We start from the raw sequence: 14,094 nt of genomic DNA on the forward strand, positions 1-14,094 counted from the left end.
ATGCGCAATCGCTTCAACGCGCGTATGATTCGCGACCCCTTGGCGATCCCTTCGCCAAAGACCCGTATTCAAAGCGTCAGGCCAAGCCTGACCCGACCACACCGGGAGGTGCCCAGAATGAAAGACCAAGACCAGAACGACAGCCAGGAAATCGGCCCAGCAGGCGAGAAACTGCAAAAAGTCCTCGCCCGTATCGGCGTCGGTTCGCGCCGTGACGTGGAAGCCTGGATCACCCAAGGCCGGATCAAGGTCAACGGCAAAGATGCCACCTTGGGCCTGCGGGTCGACATGCACGATGCCATCACCATCGATGGCAAGGTGATCAAGCGTGAAGAGGCCGCCGAAACGGTGCGCCGCGTGATCATGTACAACAAGCCCGACGGCGAGATCTGCACCCGTGACGACCCGGAAGGTCGCCCGACCGTGTTCGACAAGATGCCGCGTCCGAAAGAAGGCCGCTGGATCAACATCGGCCGCCTGGACATCAACACCACCGGTTTGCTGATGTTTACCACCGACGGTGAACTGGCCAACCGCTTGATGCACCCGTCCTACGAGATGGACCGCGAATACGCCGTGCGTGTGCGGGGTGAGGTCGACGACGAGATGATCGAGCGCCTCAAGGCCGGCGTTGTGCTGGAAGACGGCCCGGCGCGTTTCACCGACATCAAGCAGGCACCCGGCGGTGAAGGCTTCAACCATTGGTACCACTGCGTGGTGATGGAAGGCCGTAACCGTGAAGTGCGGCGTTTGTGGGAATCCCAGGGGTTGGTGGTCAGCCGCCTGAAACGCGTGCGTTTTGGTCCGGTGTTCCTCAATTCCGACCTGCCGATGGGCCGCTGGCGCGAAATGAGCCAGTACGAAGTCGACATCCTGGCCGCCGAAGTGGGCCTCAAGCCGGTGGCAATGCCGCAGATGACCGCCAAGAGCAAGGACAAGCTGGAGCGGATGCAGCGTAAATCCTCCCGTCCGATGGGCAAGACCGAGCGCGTGCGTACGCTGCGCCCGGCTGCTGATGGTGTGGCGACTGGTCCGCGTCCTTCGCGCGAGCCGCAGATCGAAGGCGAACGCCCGGCCCGCAAGCCTGCACCGCGTCAGGACGGCGAGCGTGGCCCACGCACGCCGCGTCCGGCCAATGGTCGGACTGAGCGCGGCGAAGGTCGCGGTGCACCGGCGGGTCGCGGTACGCCCGTCGCCGATCGCCCGGCCGACACCAAGCGTCCGGCCAAGCCGGCACCGAAAAAGCGCCCGGGCATCATCCTGGCCGACCGCGACACGCCATCGGGCAAGCGCCGTGGTGCCCCGGCAGGTTCGGGACAGCGTCCGGGTTTCGGGCGTCGCAAGCCGGAGTGAGGCAGCGGTGAGTTTCTAGCTGCAAGCTGCAAGAAAAACGCCAACCGTTGGGTTGGCGTTTTTTTTTTGTCTGGCTTTAGGGATGCGGTGCCTTCGAAACCGTCTTCGCGAGCAAGCCCGCTCCCACAGTGGCATAGCGGCGAACGCACCTCTCTCATTCACTGCAGATCAACTGTGGGAGCGGGCTTGCTCGCGAAGAGGCCTGCAATCCCACCGCTGTCGAAAGGTTATCCCCCTCTTTTCTTGCCGCTTGAAGCTCGCAGCTTGAAGCTGCCCCTAAAGCACAAACCGCCCATCAAACATCGGCTCTTTGTCCAGCGCCAGCACACCGCTTTCGAAAATCAGATCCAAATGGTGGCTGCCCTTGGCCCCGCCACCCAATCCCAGGTGCAGGCCGCAGTGGCGCTCTTCGAAACCGGCGTTGCGGGCGTACAGGCTCTTGACCCCTTCGTTGGTGCCGATCCCCAGTTCTTCGATGCGGCGGTTGGACGGGTTGGCGTCCAGGTATTTGTTGAAGTCGTGTTCCAGGCCCGGCACGTCGGTGGCGATTTTCTGGATGGTGGAGTCTTCGATCCACAGCTCGAGGGGCGATTGCAGCACGCCGTACTTGCGTGCGAACGGGATGGTGCTCAGGAACGTGCCGACGAATTTCACCTGGCCGTTGATGGTGTCGCTGTGGGTGGCGATTTCGCCGGGGGCCAGGTCGTAGTTGCCGAGGCCGTTGATGTCGGTCCACTTCTTCACGCTGCCCAGGGCGGTGTCGAAATACGAACCGTGGTCATCCTGGAAGCTCAGGGTTGTCGCCTGGGACATGCGCCGGATCAGGTGACTGTTGAGCCCGGCGATACGTTGGGGAATCACGCTGAAGGTGTCGTAGAAATAATCGCCGTAATCCTTGAACAGCAGCGATTTCTTCCAGTTGTCGGCCATCACGCCTTGCAATGCCCGAACAAAGTCCGGGCCGTCGGGGCGTGGATTGGGCAGGGTGGAAGAGTCGTAGAAGAAAATATACAGGTCGCTGTCGGCAATGGCCTTGGACAGGCGCTCCGTGGATTCGAGGTCCAGGCGCATGGCGCTGAACCGGAACGGCGAGCCGCTGCCCGCCTGTTCGGCAATGGCGCCGGTCAGTGCTTCGTAGTCAGCGGTATGGCCGAGCAACACCTTGGCGGGCTGGATGCCGGCCAGGGCGGGATGGTGTTCGAGGTAGTAAAGGAAATGTGAGATGGCTCGTTGTGTGTCCATGCTTATTCTTCCCTGACACGTTCATTTAATGTCCCTGACAACCGACAAGAGTGGCGGAGTCGACCGGCCGGATCGCCTCCGCCGGGCAGTGCCTACAGAGGCCACATCGCCGTGCCGAACGGAACCACGGCGTCGGCTTGCATCATTTCAACGGCGGCCTCATGGGTCGGCGCTTCAAACCATTCGTCCAGTTGCAGTTCGGTTTCCAAGTCTTTGTCCAGTGCTTGCATAGTGAATCTCCTAGATGACTTTTGCGGAAAACGCGGGCCGATTCGGCGAGTCATACCCGACAGAACCGGCACCGCAGAACTTGTCGGCACGATGCCTTGGCAAGTCGCTGAAAACCTAGTCGAGGGTTTTTTGGATTGCAAAAAATAATTTTATTTTTTTCTTTTGAACTTTTTGTTCCATTTTTGGCGTTGAAATTACTCATTCAAAAACAGCTGCCTGGGTGATTTATTTAATAGGTAGCTACCTACCGTCAATTTGCAGTCAGCCTACAGAATATTCCTACGTGGAAAGCCTGCGTTACGCGCTGTAAAGGAATGCTGACGATTTTGGCCGTTCGAACTGACCGGTATCGGCGTTTGGAAGGGCTGTAAGAAAAAGCTGCCGAGTAGACCGGCTTGGCGGGTTTTTTGAGACTTCGCAGCGCTTGTTTCAAGCCAACGGGAAAGGTCAGATGCGCGCCAGACCTCAAGTGTGGGGGTAGACGCTGATCCGGTGGTGTCTGGCAGCAGGGGGGCTGCAGTGTACAATGCGCCGCGTTTTACTGTGACCCTTCGCGTACCCACGCACCTTCAAGGTTATCCGCCTTGTTCACTCCGCCACGCCACAAGCGTGTCGGGTTCGATTTCGTCACAGATAAAAACAAATAGGTGACGCATGACCGTTGTAGAAAATACGCATTCGGGCGAGCTGAAACGCGGCCTGAAAAATCGCCATATTCAACTGATCGCCCTCGGTGGCGCGATCGGCACCGGCCTGTTCCTTGGCTCGGCGGGGGTGCTGAAATCCGCCGGCCCGTCGATGATCCTCGGCTACGCCATCTGCGGCTTCATCGCCTTCATGATCATGCGCCAGTTGGGCGAAATGATCGTCGAAGAGCCGGTGGCCGGTTCCTTCAGCCACTTCGCCCACAAGTACTGGGGCGGTTTCGCCGGGTTCCTGTCGGGTTGGAACTGCTGGATCCTCTACATCCTGGTGGGCATGTCGGAGCTGACCGCGGTCGGCAAGTACATCCATTACTGGGCGCCCGAGATTCCGACCTGGGTGTCGGCGGCGGCGTTTTTCGTCCTGATCAATGCGATCAACCTGGCCAACGTCAAAGTCTTCGGCGAGGCCGAGTTCTGGTTCGCGATCATCAAGGTCGTGGCGATTGTCGGCATGATTGCCCTGGGCAGCTATCTGCTGGTCAGCGGCCATGGCGGCCCGCAGGCGTCGGTGACCAACCTGTGGTCCCACGGCGGGTTCTTCCCCAATGGCGTGAGCGGGCTGGTGATGGCCATGGCGATCATCATGTTCTCCTTCGGTGGCCTGGAAATGCTCGGTTTCACCGCCGCTGAGGCCGACAAACCGAAAACCGTGATCCCCAAGGCCATCAACCAGGTGATCTACCGGATCCTGATTTTCTACATCGGCGCGCTCGTGGTGCTGTTGTCCCTGACCCCTTGGGACAGCCTGCTGAGCACCCTCAACGCGTCCGGCGATGCCTACAGCGGCAGCCCGTTCGTGCAGGTGTTCTCGATGCTGGGCAGCAACACCGCTGCGCATATCCTCAACTTCGTCGTGCTGACCGCCGCGCTGTCGGTGTACAACAGCGGCACCTACTGCAACAGCCGCATGTTGCTGGGCATGGCCGAGCAGGGCGATGCGCCCAAGGCCTTGTCGAAGATCGACAAGCGGGGCGTGCCGGTGCGTTCGATCCTCGCGTCGGCGGCGGTCACGCTGGTGGCAGTACTGTTGAACTACCTGGTCCCGCAGCATGCGCTGGAGTTGTTGATGTCGTTGGTGGTCGCGACCCTGGTGATCAACTGGGCGATGATCAGCTACTCGCACTTCAAGTTCCGCCAGCACATGAACCAGACCCGCCAGACGCCGCTGTTCAAGGCGCTGTGGTACCCGTACGGCAACTACATCTGCCTGGCGTTCGTGGTGTTCATCCTGGGCGTGATGTTGCTGATCCCCGGCATCCAGATCTCGGTCTATGCGATTCCGGTGTGGGTGGTGTTCATGGCCGTGTGTTATTGGATCAAGAACAAGCGCAGTGCCCGGCATGAACTGGCGGTGGCGGCTGCCAAGTAAGCACGAAACCCTGTGGGAGCGAGCCTGCTCGCGATGGTGGTCCGGCAGGTGAAACCTATGCCGGATGTACCGGCCTCTTCGCGAGCAAGCCCGCTCCCACAAGGTTCGGCGGTGAACACACATTCTGCGAGCACTGCAGATCCAATGTGGGAGCGGGCTTGCTCGCGAAGAGGCCATCAAAGGCGAGATCTGTATCGACTGTGCCTGCGCTATCGCGAGCAGGCTCGCTCCCACAGGTCTGTGGGATTCGCGGTATCCTGTGGGCCCTGACACCGGACACCTTCCATGCTGGTCATTTCCAACACCGTGCACATCCCGGACGCCGAGATCGAGCTGACGGCCATCCGCGCCCAGGGGGCAGGGGGGCAGAACGTCAACAAGGTTTCCAGCGCCGTGCATTTGCGCTTCGACATTCCGGCCTCGTCGCTCCCCGAGTTCTACAAGGAGCGGCTGCTGGCGCTGCGCGACAGTCGCATTACCAGCGACGGTGTATTGATCATCAAGGCCCAGCAATACCGCACGCAGGAACAGAACCGCGCCGACGCGCTGGAGCGCCTGACCGAACTGATCCTCAGCGCCACCAAGGTCGAAAAGAAGCGCCGTCCGACCAAGCCGACCCTGGGGTCGAAAAAGCGTCGCCTGGAATCCAAGACCAAGCGCGGCTCGATCAAGGCCGGCCGCGGCAAGGTGGACTTCTAGTTCTTTTCCCGCGCTTCACGGTACCGAGGCGCCTGCCGGTACAAGTAGACGCTCAAGGCCAACCCACCCAGGGCCGCCAGGGCAGCGAACAGAAAGATCGAGGCAAAGCCCAAGCCTGCGGCAATCGCACCGGCCAGCGGCCCGGTGATCCCCAGCGACAAATCGATGAACAGTGAATAAGCGCCCACCGCGGCCCCACGGCTGGAGGCCGGCACCAGGTTGACCGCTTCCACGCCCAGCGCCGGAAACACCAGGGAAAAGCCGAAACCGCTCAGCGCCGCGCCCGCCAGGGCCCAATGGGCATCCGGTGCGAGCCACAACAGCAAGAGCCCCAGGGTTTCCACCGACAGGCAGGCAATCGCCACGCGAAAGCCGCCCAGGCGGTTGATCAGGTTGCCGAACAGCAGGCGCGCGCCGATGAAGCTGGCGCCGAACAGGCTCAGGCACAGCACCGCGTTATCCCAATGCTGAGTGGCGTAATACAGGGTGATGAAGGTCGCGATGGTGCCAAACCCGATGGAACCCAGGGCCAAACCGCAGCCGTGTGGCAGCACACGCCCCAACACGTGCATGAACGGCAGGCGTTCGCCAGAGACAATGGGCGCAGCAGTCTTGCGCCAGGCCAATGCCAGTCCCAGCAGGCCCAGCAAGATGATGCTGGCGCCCATGCTCCACAGCCCCAACACGTTGACCAGCCACACCCCCAACGGCGCACCGATCGCCAGCGCGCCGTAACTGGCGATACCGTTCCAGGAAATCACCTTGGCGGTATTTGCCGCGCCAACCCGGCCGATGCCCCAGCCAATCGAACCCGACCCCACCAGGCTTTCGGCACTGCCCAGCACCAGGCGACCGATCAGCAGGCTGATCAGGCTGAACGTTGGCAGGTGGGGCGTCCAGGCCGACGCCAGCATGAACACACCGCTCAGCCCGCAGCCGGCGAGGCCGAACATCACCGCGCGCTTGCTCCCCAGGTTATCGATGATTCGTCCTGCGTAAGGACGGCTGAGCAGGGTGGCCAGGTATTGCACGCTGATCACCAGCCCGGCGATCACCGCGCCGAAACCCAGCTCGCCGTGGACGAAACCGGGCAGCACGGCCAGGGGAATGCCGATATTCAGGTAGCCGATGAACGTGAACAGGACGATGGAAACGACTTGCAGCGTGACCGCCAGGGGGCGCTGGGAATCTGACATGGGGAAAAGGTCCACGGAGCAGCTGGATAGATAGGCTGCTTATGATAACGGCGACCGTGGCGTCCGGGCGGGGAAAAGTAAAACTATTTGCCCAATGGTGGCTCAGCGGTCGTTCTGTTCGCTGACCAGGCGCGTGGTCACCAGCGCGGCGATGGCGTTTTCTTCGCTGCCAAACCGGGCCAGCAGGGCCGCTTGTTTCTCGGCGGGAAGGCGGGTCCAGATCTCGACCATTTTCTCGGCGGTGCCGATCAGGACGCTGGCCTGGGCTTCGCTGAAGGGAGGGGTGTCATCGGTCATGGGGCGCTCGGGATTCAGGCAGTGTGGAAAGCGCATCTTAGCGCTTTCCACACGGTCTGGTGGTACGGGTCAATCAGTCTTCGCTGTCGGCCTGGCGGCGTTCAGTGGCTTCCTTGGGCTCGGGTTGCTGGGCGTCAGGTTGCCCTCCGGCTTGTAGCGTGGTCGTCTGCTCAGTGTCGTGCAGGCTTGGGAAGGGGAGATTAGGGATCTCGTGCATTTCGCGCTCCTCGCAAAGTCTGTGGATAGATCTGGTAGATCCGCGCTTTTACAAAGCCTGGGCAGGATACAGCAGGAGAAATGACAAAAAGACTTTTAAATCCCATCGCGCCGACAAAAGGGATTGTCTGGACAGGTCATGTCCAGTCAGCAAGAACGATCCCGATACCGGTGGTCGCCACCGCTCAAGAACGCCCCGTACAGGCCGATGACTCTCCACATTCCGTTGTAACAGTGGACCCTGGTCATGGAGGTTCTTTATTTGAAGAGATCGACTCCATGTTTCTACAAAAATCCCTGAGAGCCCAGATTCTCGCCCTGCTCAGCGGCAGCCTGCTGGCCATGTTGCTGATCGCCCTGGCGTCCTTTCACTTCCTTTCCGATGGTATCCAGAATTATCGCCAACTGCTCGACGGTCCGTTGCGTGCGTCGCAATTGATCGACGAGGCCAACCTGCAATTCAAGGTGCAGGTCCAGGAGTGGAAAAACGTCCTGTTGCGCGGCAAGCAGCCAGCGGACCTGGATAAATACTGGAAGCAATTCGAGGCACGCCAGAGCGATGTCCAGGGCGTCCTTGGCCAGTTGACGACCCACGAAGGTGTCCCGGCGCAAATCAAGACACGTATCGAGCGTCTGCGGGGCGAACATGCGAAGTTGGGCGCGGCCTACCAGAAGGGCCGTGATGCGTTTGTGGCGGCGGGCGGCGACGCGGCGGCGGGCGATGCCGCGGTCAAGGGTGTGGACCGCGCGGCCAGTGAGCAGATGAGCGAGTTGGTGGTTGAGCTGCATAAGCTGGGCGATGAGCAATCGGCAATGATCAGTGCCGGTGCCGACCGCACGATCATGCTGGGTACGGTGATCATGCTCGCCTCAGGGCTGCTGGTCGGGTTGTTGAGTGTGTGGCTGGTCAACCGCAACCTGGTGCAGCCCATCCGTAACCTGATCGCGTACGTGACTCAACTGAGCCGCGGGCGTTTCGCCGAGCGTGTCACGAGCACGCGCCAGGATGAGTTGGGCGACCTGGCCCTGGCGGCCAATACGCTGCGCGATTTCCTTGCTGAAACCTTCACACGCTTGCAACGCAGTGCCACGGAGCTGGACAGCGCCAGCGGTGAGCTCAATGCGATTGCCAGCCTGATGAGCCAAGGCACCAGCGAGCAATTCGAACGCACCGATCAAGTCGCGACCGCGATGAACGAGATGTCCGCCACCGCCCAGGAAGTTGCCCGGCATGCCGCCGATGCGGCGCAGGCTGCCGATGATGCCGATCATTCGGCGCAGCAGGGCGAGAAAGTGATGCAGGGCACGATCCACACCATCACCCAAATGCGTGGCGAAATTGCCAACACCGCCACGGTGATCCGGCGCCTGGAAGCCGACAGCGGACGCATCGGCAAGGTGCTGGAAGTGATCCGCGGGATCGCCGAGCAGACCAACCTGCTGGCCCTCAACGCTGCCATCGAAGCCGCACGGGCGGGTGAGGCCGGGCGTGGTTTTGCGGTGGTCGCCGATGAAGTCCGCAGCCTGGCCCAGCGCACGGCGTCGTCCATCATCGAGATCAACCAGATCATCCAGACGGTTCAAACAGGCGCGGTGGACGCGGCCCAGGCCATCGAAAGCGGCCAGTCGCGCAGTGAGGAAAGTGTCGAGCAGGTGACTCAGGCCGGCGCGATGCTGGAACGCATCACCCAGGCGGTGGAAGCGATCCGCGACATGAACCGTCAGATCGCCACCGCTGCGGAAGAGCAGACCTCGGTGGCCGAGGATATTTCGCGCAACCTGACTGAAATCACCTGCATTGCCAGTACCAACCTGGATAACGTACAGCGCACCGAAGCGGCCAGTCGGGATCTGCACGGGTTGTCCGGGCAGTTGAATGAAGTGACGGCGCGGTTGAGTGCCTGACCGTATGTTCCTGATGCAGTACACCCACCTGTGGCGAGGGAGCTTGCTCCCGCTGGGCTGCATAGCAGCCCCAAAACCATTCAGCGCGGTGCATCAGGCATAAGATGGTTGGCAGATTTTACGACTGCTGCGCAGCCGAGCGGGAGCAAGCTCCCTCGCCACAAAAGCTCATGAAAATCTGGAGTAGCAGCCAGCAGGGCATCACCCTCAATAATCGCGACGCTTGCGAAAGGCCCATCGGCCTGCGATCACGGTGAAGGTCGCCACCAGCGCTACCAGGATCCAGAAGCCCTCGGGATCTTCGGCCAGAGGCACGCCGCCGACGTTCATGCCGAAGAAACCGGCAATGATGTTGATGGGCAACGCCAGCACCGTGACCACCGTCAAGGTGAACAGCGTGCGGTTGCTTTGTTCGTTGAGGTTGGCGGCGATCTCTTCCTGCAGCAATTTGATCCGTTCGCCCAGGGCGGTGAGGTCGTTGATGATCAGGGCGAACTCCTCGGTCGACTTGCGCAGCTCCTTGACGTCTTCCTTCTGCAACCATTGCGGCGGGCGGTTGAGCAGGCGCAGCAACGAGCCCGGCTCCAGGGCCAGCAGGCGTTGCAGGCGTACCAGCACGCGGCGCTGGCTGCCCAGCTCGGCGCGGTTGTTGGACACGCGCGAAGACAGCAGTTGGTCTTCGATCTGGTCGACGCTGAGGCTGGTCTTGCGCACGATCTGGGTCAGCACTTCGCCTTGGTCGCGCAGCAGATGCACCAGCAATTCCAGCGGCGAGCGAAAACACTCGCCGGCCTTGACCGATGAGCGCAGCTTGTCGACCGAGTGCAAGGGTTGCAGGCGCGCACTGATGATCAGTCGACTGTGTACGCACACCCACAAGGTGGAGACATCCGAGGACACCAGGTTGCTGAGGTTGAACACCACATCGTTCACCACCGCCAGCAGTGCCGAGTCCACGTGTTCGATACGGGTCGATCGCGAGCCTTCGTGCAGGGCTTCGAAGAATTCCTCGGGCAAGGCCAGATGGCTTTTCATCCAGCGCTCGCAGGCAGCGTGGGCCAGGTTCAGGTGCAGCCAGAGGAATTCGTCGGCGTCTTGCGGTTGTTGCAGGCTTTGCAGGGCTTGGGCCGAATCGATTTCCCGGCCACGCTCGCCGGGACGGAAACGAAACCCGTAAAGCAGGCCGAACAGGTCCGGATCGCGATGGCTTTGGTCGATGCTGTGGTTCATGAAGGCTCGCTGGCGGGAAGTGCCTGTCGCAGCGGCCACAGGTTCACTTGAGCGGCATCATTGCAGGGTTTTTTGATGGTTGTATGACAGTTGCGCGGCGTCGTCGGATCGGCGGCGGTTTACAGACGGCGTACATAAAAAAGCCGCGCAACTCGAAAGTTGCGCGGCTCTTCTTTAACCGATGGATCAAGTGTCTTGTTTGTTGGACAGGACTTTGCCGGTAGTTGCGTCGAAGTCCACGTCAAACTCTTTGCCGTCGGCCGTCTTCAGTTCCACTTCATATTCATAACCGTCGAAGTGGTTATCCAGGTCGGTGTCGGTGATGGTCGCGCCTGGGTGCAACTTCAGGGCTGCTTCGTTCATTTCTTCCAGAGGCTTGATCTTGCCGTCCTTGACCAGTTGAGGAATCTGGTCGATTCGTACATCCGCCTGGGCCAGGCCAGCGGTGAGGGTCAGGGCAGCAGCGGTAAACAGGGCAGTCAACGTTTTCATGAGTGCTTTCCTTGGTGTCGTTATTAAGGGTGAGTCGTTTAAGTGGGTTCAGATTATCTGTGGCAACTTAATTCACCCTTAATTCGAAAAATCTTGAAGCAAGTTTCCTGGAAAGGTCTTTCGACTCAGTAGCCGTTCTTTTCCAATAGCTGCGCCACGCTGCCTGTCTCGGGACGCTTGAAGTACTTGAGCAGCTCACTGGCCCGGTTGGTGAAGATGCCATCGACGCCGGCCTCCATCACTTTCTTGAAGTCCACCGGCTCATCCACGGTGTAGACGTGCACCAGCAAACCCTGGTCGTGGGTGTACTGGTTCATCCACGGTTGTACCAGGTCCGAATAGCTCTGGCTGCCGCCATGGGTCAATGCCGCCGAAGGGCCGGTGCCGATGGCGCCATGGGCCTTGGCGTACTGGACCCATTGTTCGAACTCGGCCTTGTCCTTGGGCTCCTGCTTGGCGTAATAGACGGCCTTGTCCGTTTCGCCGGACTCGGCAAGCGTCACCTTGGACTTGGGTTCGATGTTGCCTTCGCCCACCCACAGCAGCAGGATTTTCGGCACCTTCGGCATCTCTTTGTGCAACAGTTCGAGACTGCTTTTTTCAAAGGTCTGCAGCACCACTTTGCCCTTGCCCTGGCCGACGCCGGTGGCGCTTTTGGCCAATTTCGACCCAGCGGGGCTCAGCCAACCACGGTCCTGCAGTTTGTCCTTCAGGTCGCGCTCGATGCCGGGGAACAGCTTCGGCTCCTTGGTTTCGATGTACAGCCCCGGTTTATGCAGCGGGTTGCCCTCGGCGATGTTGATCACTTCATCGAGGGTGAGGATTTTCTGGCCGACGAACGAAGGGCGGGCGCGGTCCGGGTAGGCGGTGTTGAACCAGCTGCCGGCATCGAGGGTTTTGAGTTCCGCCATGGTGAATTCATTGGCGGTGCTGTCCTTGCGTTCGGGAAACTGGGTCGCGACATCCGTGGTGCGCAGCAGGCTGTCGTCATGCAGGACGAACAACACGCCGTCCTTGCTGCGCTGCAGGTCCAGCTCCAGGTAATCGGCGCCCAGGTCACGGGCCAGCTTGTAGGCGGCGGCGGTGGATTCCGGCGCGTCGAACGAGGCACCACGGTGGGCGATGACTGCCGGATGTGGAATGCCTTGAAGGGTGGCCAGGGCCTTGGGACTCGGGGCCTCGGAGGCTTGTGTCTGGCTGAAGCCGAGCAACAGGCTCAGCATCAAGGCGCTGCGGGTGAAGGTGACAGGCATGCTCGAGATCCTTTCGTAGAGGAGGCAAAACCTATCTTTTAACAATTGAACGCTGTCGGCGCTATCGCCATACCGACATAAACCTGTGTGAAGCAGATTTTTCCCACCCATTTTTCGGCCGCTTTGCAGTACCCTTGGCCGCACCAGTTTCCCCGGCAGAGGGAAACCTTAAAACCTGTGTTCACTTGCCCTGCGTGTAAACCATCGATCAGACGTCCCGAGGGACGCATCCATGAGGTTTACCATGCGCACCACTTCGACACTCATCTGCCAGGCCGCCGACCAGCTCAAGGGTTTTGTCGGCCTGAACCGCAAGACCGGCCACTACATCGTGCGGTTCAGCGAAGACGCCTTCGGCATGGACGTGGCTGACGACGGCATCATCCCCACCAGCGAGTTTGTCTGGGCCTCCGCGGCGGATGGCACCATGACCCTCAGTCGCGAGCGAATCCAACTGTTGCTGGACCAGAACATCGACGACCGCATCAACCTGACCGAACCTTTGCGGGTGTACATGGCCCGCGGCGACCTGCCGGAAATCAAGGCGGTGCGGCAGTTGGTGGAGGGCTGAGCCCCCGATCCTGAAGTGAACGGAAACCCTGTGGGGTTCACAAGAATTTTTGGAACGGCATGGTCCTGTGGCGAGGGAGCTTGCTCCCGCTGGGGCGCGCAGCGGCCCCAAAAAAGCGATGAGCGCTGCGCACTCAAGCGGGAGCAAGCTCCCTCGCCACAAAGCTTTCCAGCTATAACGCCACAGGTTGATCAACGGTGGACGCTGTGGAAGCGAGCTTGCTCCCGATGGCGATAGGTCAGTCACAGTGATGTTGGCTGATCTACAGCTATCGCGAGCAAGCTCGCTCCCACAGGGACTTTTGTCCTGGCATTAGGTTGGGCGTTGGAAGGCATAGTCCCGTTCAACCTTGCACACCCTCGTCTGGCATTTGGTATACCAAGTGGAGCGGCCTCGCTCACGAATCGCGCTGTGTTCGGGATGTTGCTTCCAGGCCAGGATCGCCGCTTCATCGCGCCAATAGGACACGGTAATCCCCAGACCATCGTCGCCACGGGCCGATTCAACGCCTAAAAATCCAGGTTGTTCCCGAGCAAGGGCCAGCATGCGCTCGGCGGCTTCGGCGTAGCCTTGGTCCCCCTCGGTACGCAGGGAGGTAAAAATCACTGCGTAGTAATGGGCGCTCATGACATTTTCCTGGCGCAGGCTTCGACAAACGCGCTGACCAGCGGTGGCACGCGGCCTTCCAGTGCGGCACGTTCAGGCTGGAACAGCGTGGCGACAAAGAACGGATGGCCCTGCAGTTCCACCGCTCGCAAGTCACCGGCCAAATCCCGGGCAACGGCGTGCAGGCGTTGGCTCAGCAAGTCTCTTTCAAAGTCTGGATTGACCCCGAAGCGGCAATGGTAGCCCTCGAACGCGGTCTGTCGGCCGTAGGCCTTGGCAATCAACGAGCTCGCATCGAACTGGAGGCTGTCGATGGTTTCGACCAAGGCACAGCTCAGCGGTGTCAGCAGCGCCTGTTCAGCCTTTGGAGAGGTTTCACCATGGACGGCATCGACCCAACCCATCACGTGACGGGCATATTCCAGCACGGCATGCTGAAAACCGCCGCAAGTGCCCAGGAAAGGGCGATGCTGTTCGCGGGCAAAACGAATGGCTAGCACGGCACCGGCTTCGTTTTGATAGGGGCTGCCGGGCACGCACCAGACACCGTCGAAATCTTCCAGCACGGCGGTGTCGGCGATGCGCGATGTTGCCAGCCATTGGAAGCGAATGGCCTGGCCGGTTTGTGTGCCCGCCAGCTCAAGTGCGAGGGGAATTGCCCGGTGCGCGGTGATTTGAGGGTCGTGGTCGCCGATCAGGGCGATGTTTAAAGGATGTTGATTTTCCATGG

The 14,094-nt window shown here is 60.6% G+C and carries 15 protein-coding genes; 5 read left to right on the plus strand and 10 right to left on the minus strand.

The genetic code is table 11. The features are described from left to right. Positions 1-117: 117 nt before the first annotated feature. Positions 118-1,353 carry a 23S rRNA pseudouridine(2605) synthase RluB gene (gene rluB / locus M1D99_RS07355; protein ID WP_186706289.1) on the plus strand — a complete coding sequence of 412 codons (1,236 nt, stop codon included), beginning with the start codon at positions 118-120 and terminating at the stop codon, positions 1,351-1,353. 276 nt (positions 1,354-1,629) lie between these two features. Here the strand turns inward: rluB and M1D99_RS07360 are convergent, their stop codons facing one another. Next, the gene (locus M1D99_RS07360) at positions 1,630-2,595 is read right to left on the minus strand and encodes a M29 family metallopeptidase (protein WP_186729823.1); all 966 of its coding nucleotides are present in this window, start codon (positions 2,593-2,595) and stop codon (positions 1,630-1,632) included. 92 nt (positions 2,596-2,687) lie between these two features. After that, entirely contained in the window at positions 2,688-2,825 is a 138-nt protein-coding gene (locus tag M1D99_RS07365) for a hypothetical protein (protein WP_003178782.1), read from the minus strand. 655 nt (positions 2,826-3,480) lie between these two features. On the opposite strand from M1D99_RS07365, the gene M1D99_RS07370 reads away from it, so the two are divergent. Together M1D99_RS07370 and arfB are read left to right on the plus strand one after the other, a co-directional pair. Next, positions 3,481-4,899 (plus strand): amino acid permease, encoded by a 1,419-nt coding sequence (locus M1D99_RS07370; protein ID WP_186706287.1) that lies wholly within the window; start codon positions 3,481-3,483, stop codon positions 4,897-4,899. Positions 4,900-5,184: 285 nt separating this feature from the next. Further along, the gene (gene arfB / locus M1D99_RS07375; protein WP_018604539.1) at positions 5,185-5,598 is read left to right on the plus strand and encodes an alternative ribosome rescue aminoacyl-tRNA hydrolase ArfB; all 414 of its coding nucleotides are present in this window, start codon (positions 5,185-5,187) and stop codon (positions 5,596-5,598) included. On the opposite strand, the gene M1D99_RS07380 is transcribed toward arfB, so the two are convergent. From M1D99_RS07380 to M1D99_RS07390, 3 genes are all read right to left on the minus strand, one after another. After that, on the minus strand, positions 5,595-6,794 hold the full coding sequence (locus M1D99_RS07380; RefSeq protein ID WP_458131584.1) for an MFS transporter: 1,200 nt from the start codon (positions 6,792-6,794) through the stop codon (positions 5,595-5,597). The two genes, arfB and M1D99_RS07380, sit on opposite strands and share 4 nt — an antisense overlap. A gap of 102 nt (positions 6,795-6,896) precedes the next feature. Then, positions 6,897-7,127, minus strand: coding sequence for a hypothetical protein (locus M1D99_RS07385; RefSeq protein ID WP_186706284.1), 231 nt, complete (start codon positions 7,125-7,127; stop codon positions 6,897-6,899). 37 nt (positions 7,128-7,164) lie between these two features. Continuing rightward, positions 7,165-7,308 carry a hypothetical protein gene (locus M1D99_RS07390; RefSeq protein WP_162893862.1) on the minus strand — a complete coding sequence of 48 codons (144 nt, stop codon included), beginning with the start codon at positions 7,306-7,308 and terminating at the stop codon, positions 7,165-7,167. 278 nt (positions 7,309-7,586) lie between these two features. On the opposite strand from M1D99_RS07390, the gene M1D99_RS07395 reads away from it, so the two are divergent. Next, positions 7,587-9,212, plus strand: a complete 1,626-nt coding sequence (locus tag M1D99_RS07395; protein WP_458131585.1) for a methyl-accepting chemotaxis protein — start codon at positions 7,587-7,589, stop codon at positions 9,210-9,212. Positions 9,213-9,419: 207 nt separating this feature from the next. Here M1D99_RS07395 and M1D99_RS07400 read toward each other — a convergent pair whose 3' ends face one another. The 3 genes from M1D99_RS07400 to M1D99_RS07410 form a co-directional block, all read right to left on the minus strand. Continuing rightward, positions 9,420-10,442, minus strand: coding sequence for a transporter (locus M1D99_RS07400; protein WP_434703565.1), 1,023 nt, complete (start codon positions 10,440-10,442; stop codon positions 9,420-9,422). A gap of 186 nt (positions 10,443-10,628) precedes the next feature. After that, entirely contained in the window at positions 10,629-10,934 is a 306-nt protein-coding gene (locus M1D99_RS07405) for a PepSY domain-containing protein (RefSeq protein ID WP_186729826.1), read from the minus strand. A 125-nt stretch (positions 10,935-11,059) separates the two neighbouring features. Beyond that, on the minus strand, positions 11,060-12,187 hold the full coding sequence (locus M1D99_RS07410; protein ID WP_458131586.1) for a glycerophosphodiester phosphodiesterase: 1,128 nt from the start codon (positions 12,185-12,187) through the stop codon (positions 11,060-11,062). Between the two features lie 244 nt (positions 12,188-12,431). Between M1D99_RS07410 and M1D99_RS07415 the strand changes: the two genes are divergently transcribed. Continuing rightward, entirely contained in the window at positions 12,432-12,758 is a 327-nt protein-coding gene (locus M1D99_RS07415; RefSeq protein ID WP_458131587.1) for a DUF2025 family protein, read from the plus strand. A gap of 312 nt (positions 12,759-13,070) precedes the next feature. On the opposite strand, the gene M1D99_RS07420 is transcribed toward M1D99_RS07415, so the two are convergent. Both M1D99_RS07420 and M1D99_RS07425 read right to left on the minus strand, forming a co-directional pair. Further along, positions 13,071-13,385 carry an antibiotic biosynthesis monooxygenase family protein gene (locus M1D99_RS07420; protein WP_458131588.1) on the minus strand — a complete coding sequence of 105 codons (315 nt, stop codon included), beginning with the start codon at positions 13,383-13,385 and terminating at the stop codon, positions 13,071-13,073. Next, a complete protein-coding gene (locus M1D99_RS07425) occupies positions 13,382-14,092 on the minus strand; it encodes a CTP synthase C-terminal region-related (seleno)protein (RefSeq protein ID WP_458131589.1) in 711 nt (236 codons plus the stop codon). Before M1D99_RS07425 ends, M1D99_RS07420 begins: the two co-directional genes overlap by 4 nt. Positions 14,093-14,094 lie beyond the last annotated feature (2 nt).

This window comes from Pseudomonas sp. R3-41 (assembly GCF_054161485.1).

Excerpts from the sequence above, each read along its gene's own strand:
- rluB (WP_186706289.1), top strand. The coding sequence starts at position 118 with ATGAAAGACCAAGACCAGAACGACAGCCAGGAAATCGGCCCAGCAGGC.
- M1D99_RS07360 (WP_186729823.1), bottom strand. The coding sequence starts at position 2,595 with ATGGACACACAACGAGCCATCTCACATTTCCTTTACTACCTCGAACAC.
- M1D99_RS07365 (WP_003178782.1), bottom strand. The coding sequence starts at position 2,825 with ATGCAAGCACTGGACAAAGACTTGGAAACCGAACTGCAACTGGACGAA.
- M1D99_RS07370 (WP_186706287.1), top strand. The coding sequence starts at position 3,481 with ATGACCGTTGTAGAAAATACGCATTCGGGCGAGCTGAAACGCGGCCTG.
- arfB (WP_018604539.1), top strand. The coding sequence starts at position 5,185 with ATGCTGGTCATTTCCAACACCGTGCACATCCCGGACGCCGAGATCGAG.
- M1D99_RS07380 (WP_458131584.1), bottom strand. The coding sequence starts at position 6,794 with ATGTCAGATTCCCAGCGCCCCCTGGCGGTCACGCTGCAAGTCGTTTCC.
- M1D99_RS07385 (WP_186706284.1), bottom strand. The coding sequence starts at position 7,127 with ATGCGCTTTCCACACTGCCTGAATCCCGAGCGCCCCATGACCGATGAC.
- M1D99_RS07390 (WP_162893862.1), bottom strand. The coding sequence starts at position 7,308 with ATGCACGAGATCCCTAATCTCCCCTTCCCAAGCCTGCACGACACTGAG.
- M1D99_RS07395 (WP_458131585.1), top strand. The coding sequence starts at position 7,587 with ATGTTTCTACAAAAATCCCTGAGAGCCCAGATTCTCGCCCTGCTCAGC.
- M1D99_RS07400 (WP_434703565.1), bottom strand. The coding sequence starts at position 10,442 with ATGAACCACAGCATCGACCAAAGCCATCGCGATCCGGACCTGTTCGGC.
- M1D99_RS07405 (WP_186729826.1), bottom strand. The coding sequence starts at position 10,934 with ATGAAAACGTTGACTGCCCTGTTTACCGCTGCTGCCCTGACCCTCACC.
- M1D99_RS07410 (WP_458131586.1), bottom strand. The coding sequence starts at position 12,187 with ATGCCTGTCACCTTCACCCGCAGCGCCTTGATGCTGAGCCTGTTGCTC.
- M1D99_RS07415 (WP_458131587.1), top strand. The coding sequence starts at position 12,432 with ATGCGCACCACTTCGACACTCATCTGCCAGGCCGCCGACCAGCTCAAG.
- M1D99_RS07420 (WP_458131588.1), bottom strand. The coding sequence starts at position 13,385 with ATGAGCGCCCATTACTACGCAGTGATTTTTACCTCCCTGCGTACCGAG.
- M1D99_RS07425 (WP_458131589.1), bottom strand. The coding sequence starts at position 14,092 with ATGGAAAATCAACATCCTTTAAACATCGCCCTGATCGGCGACCACGAC.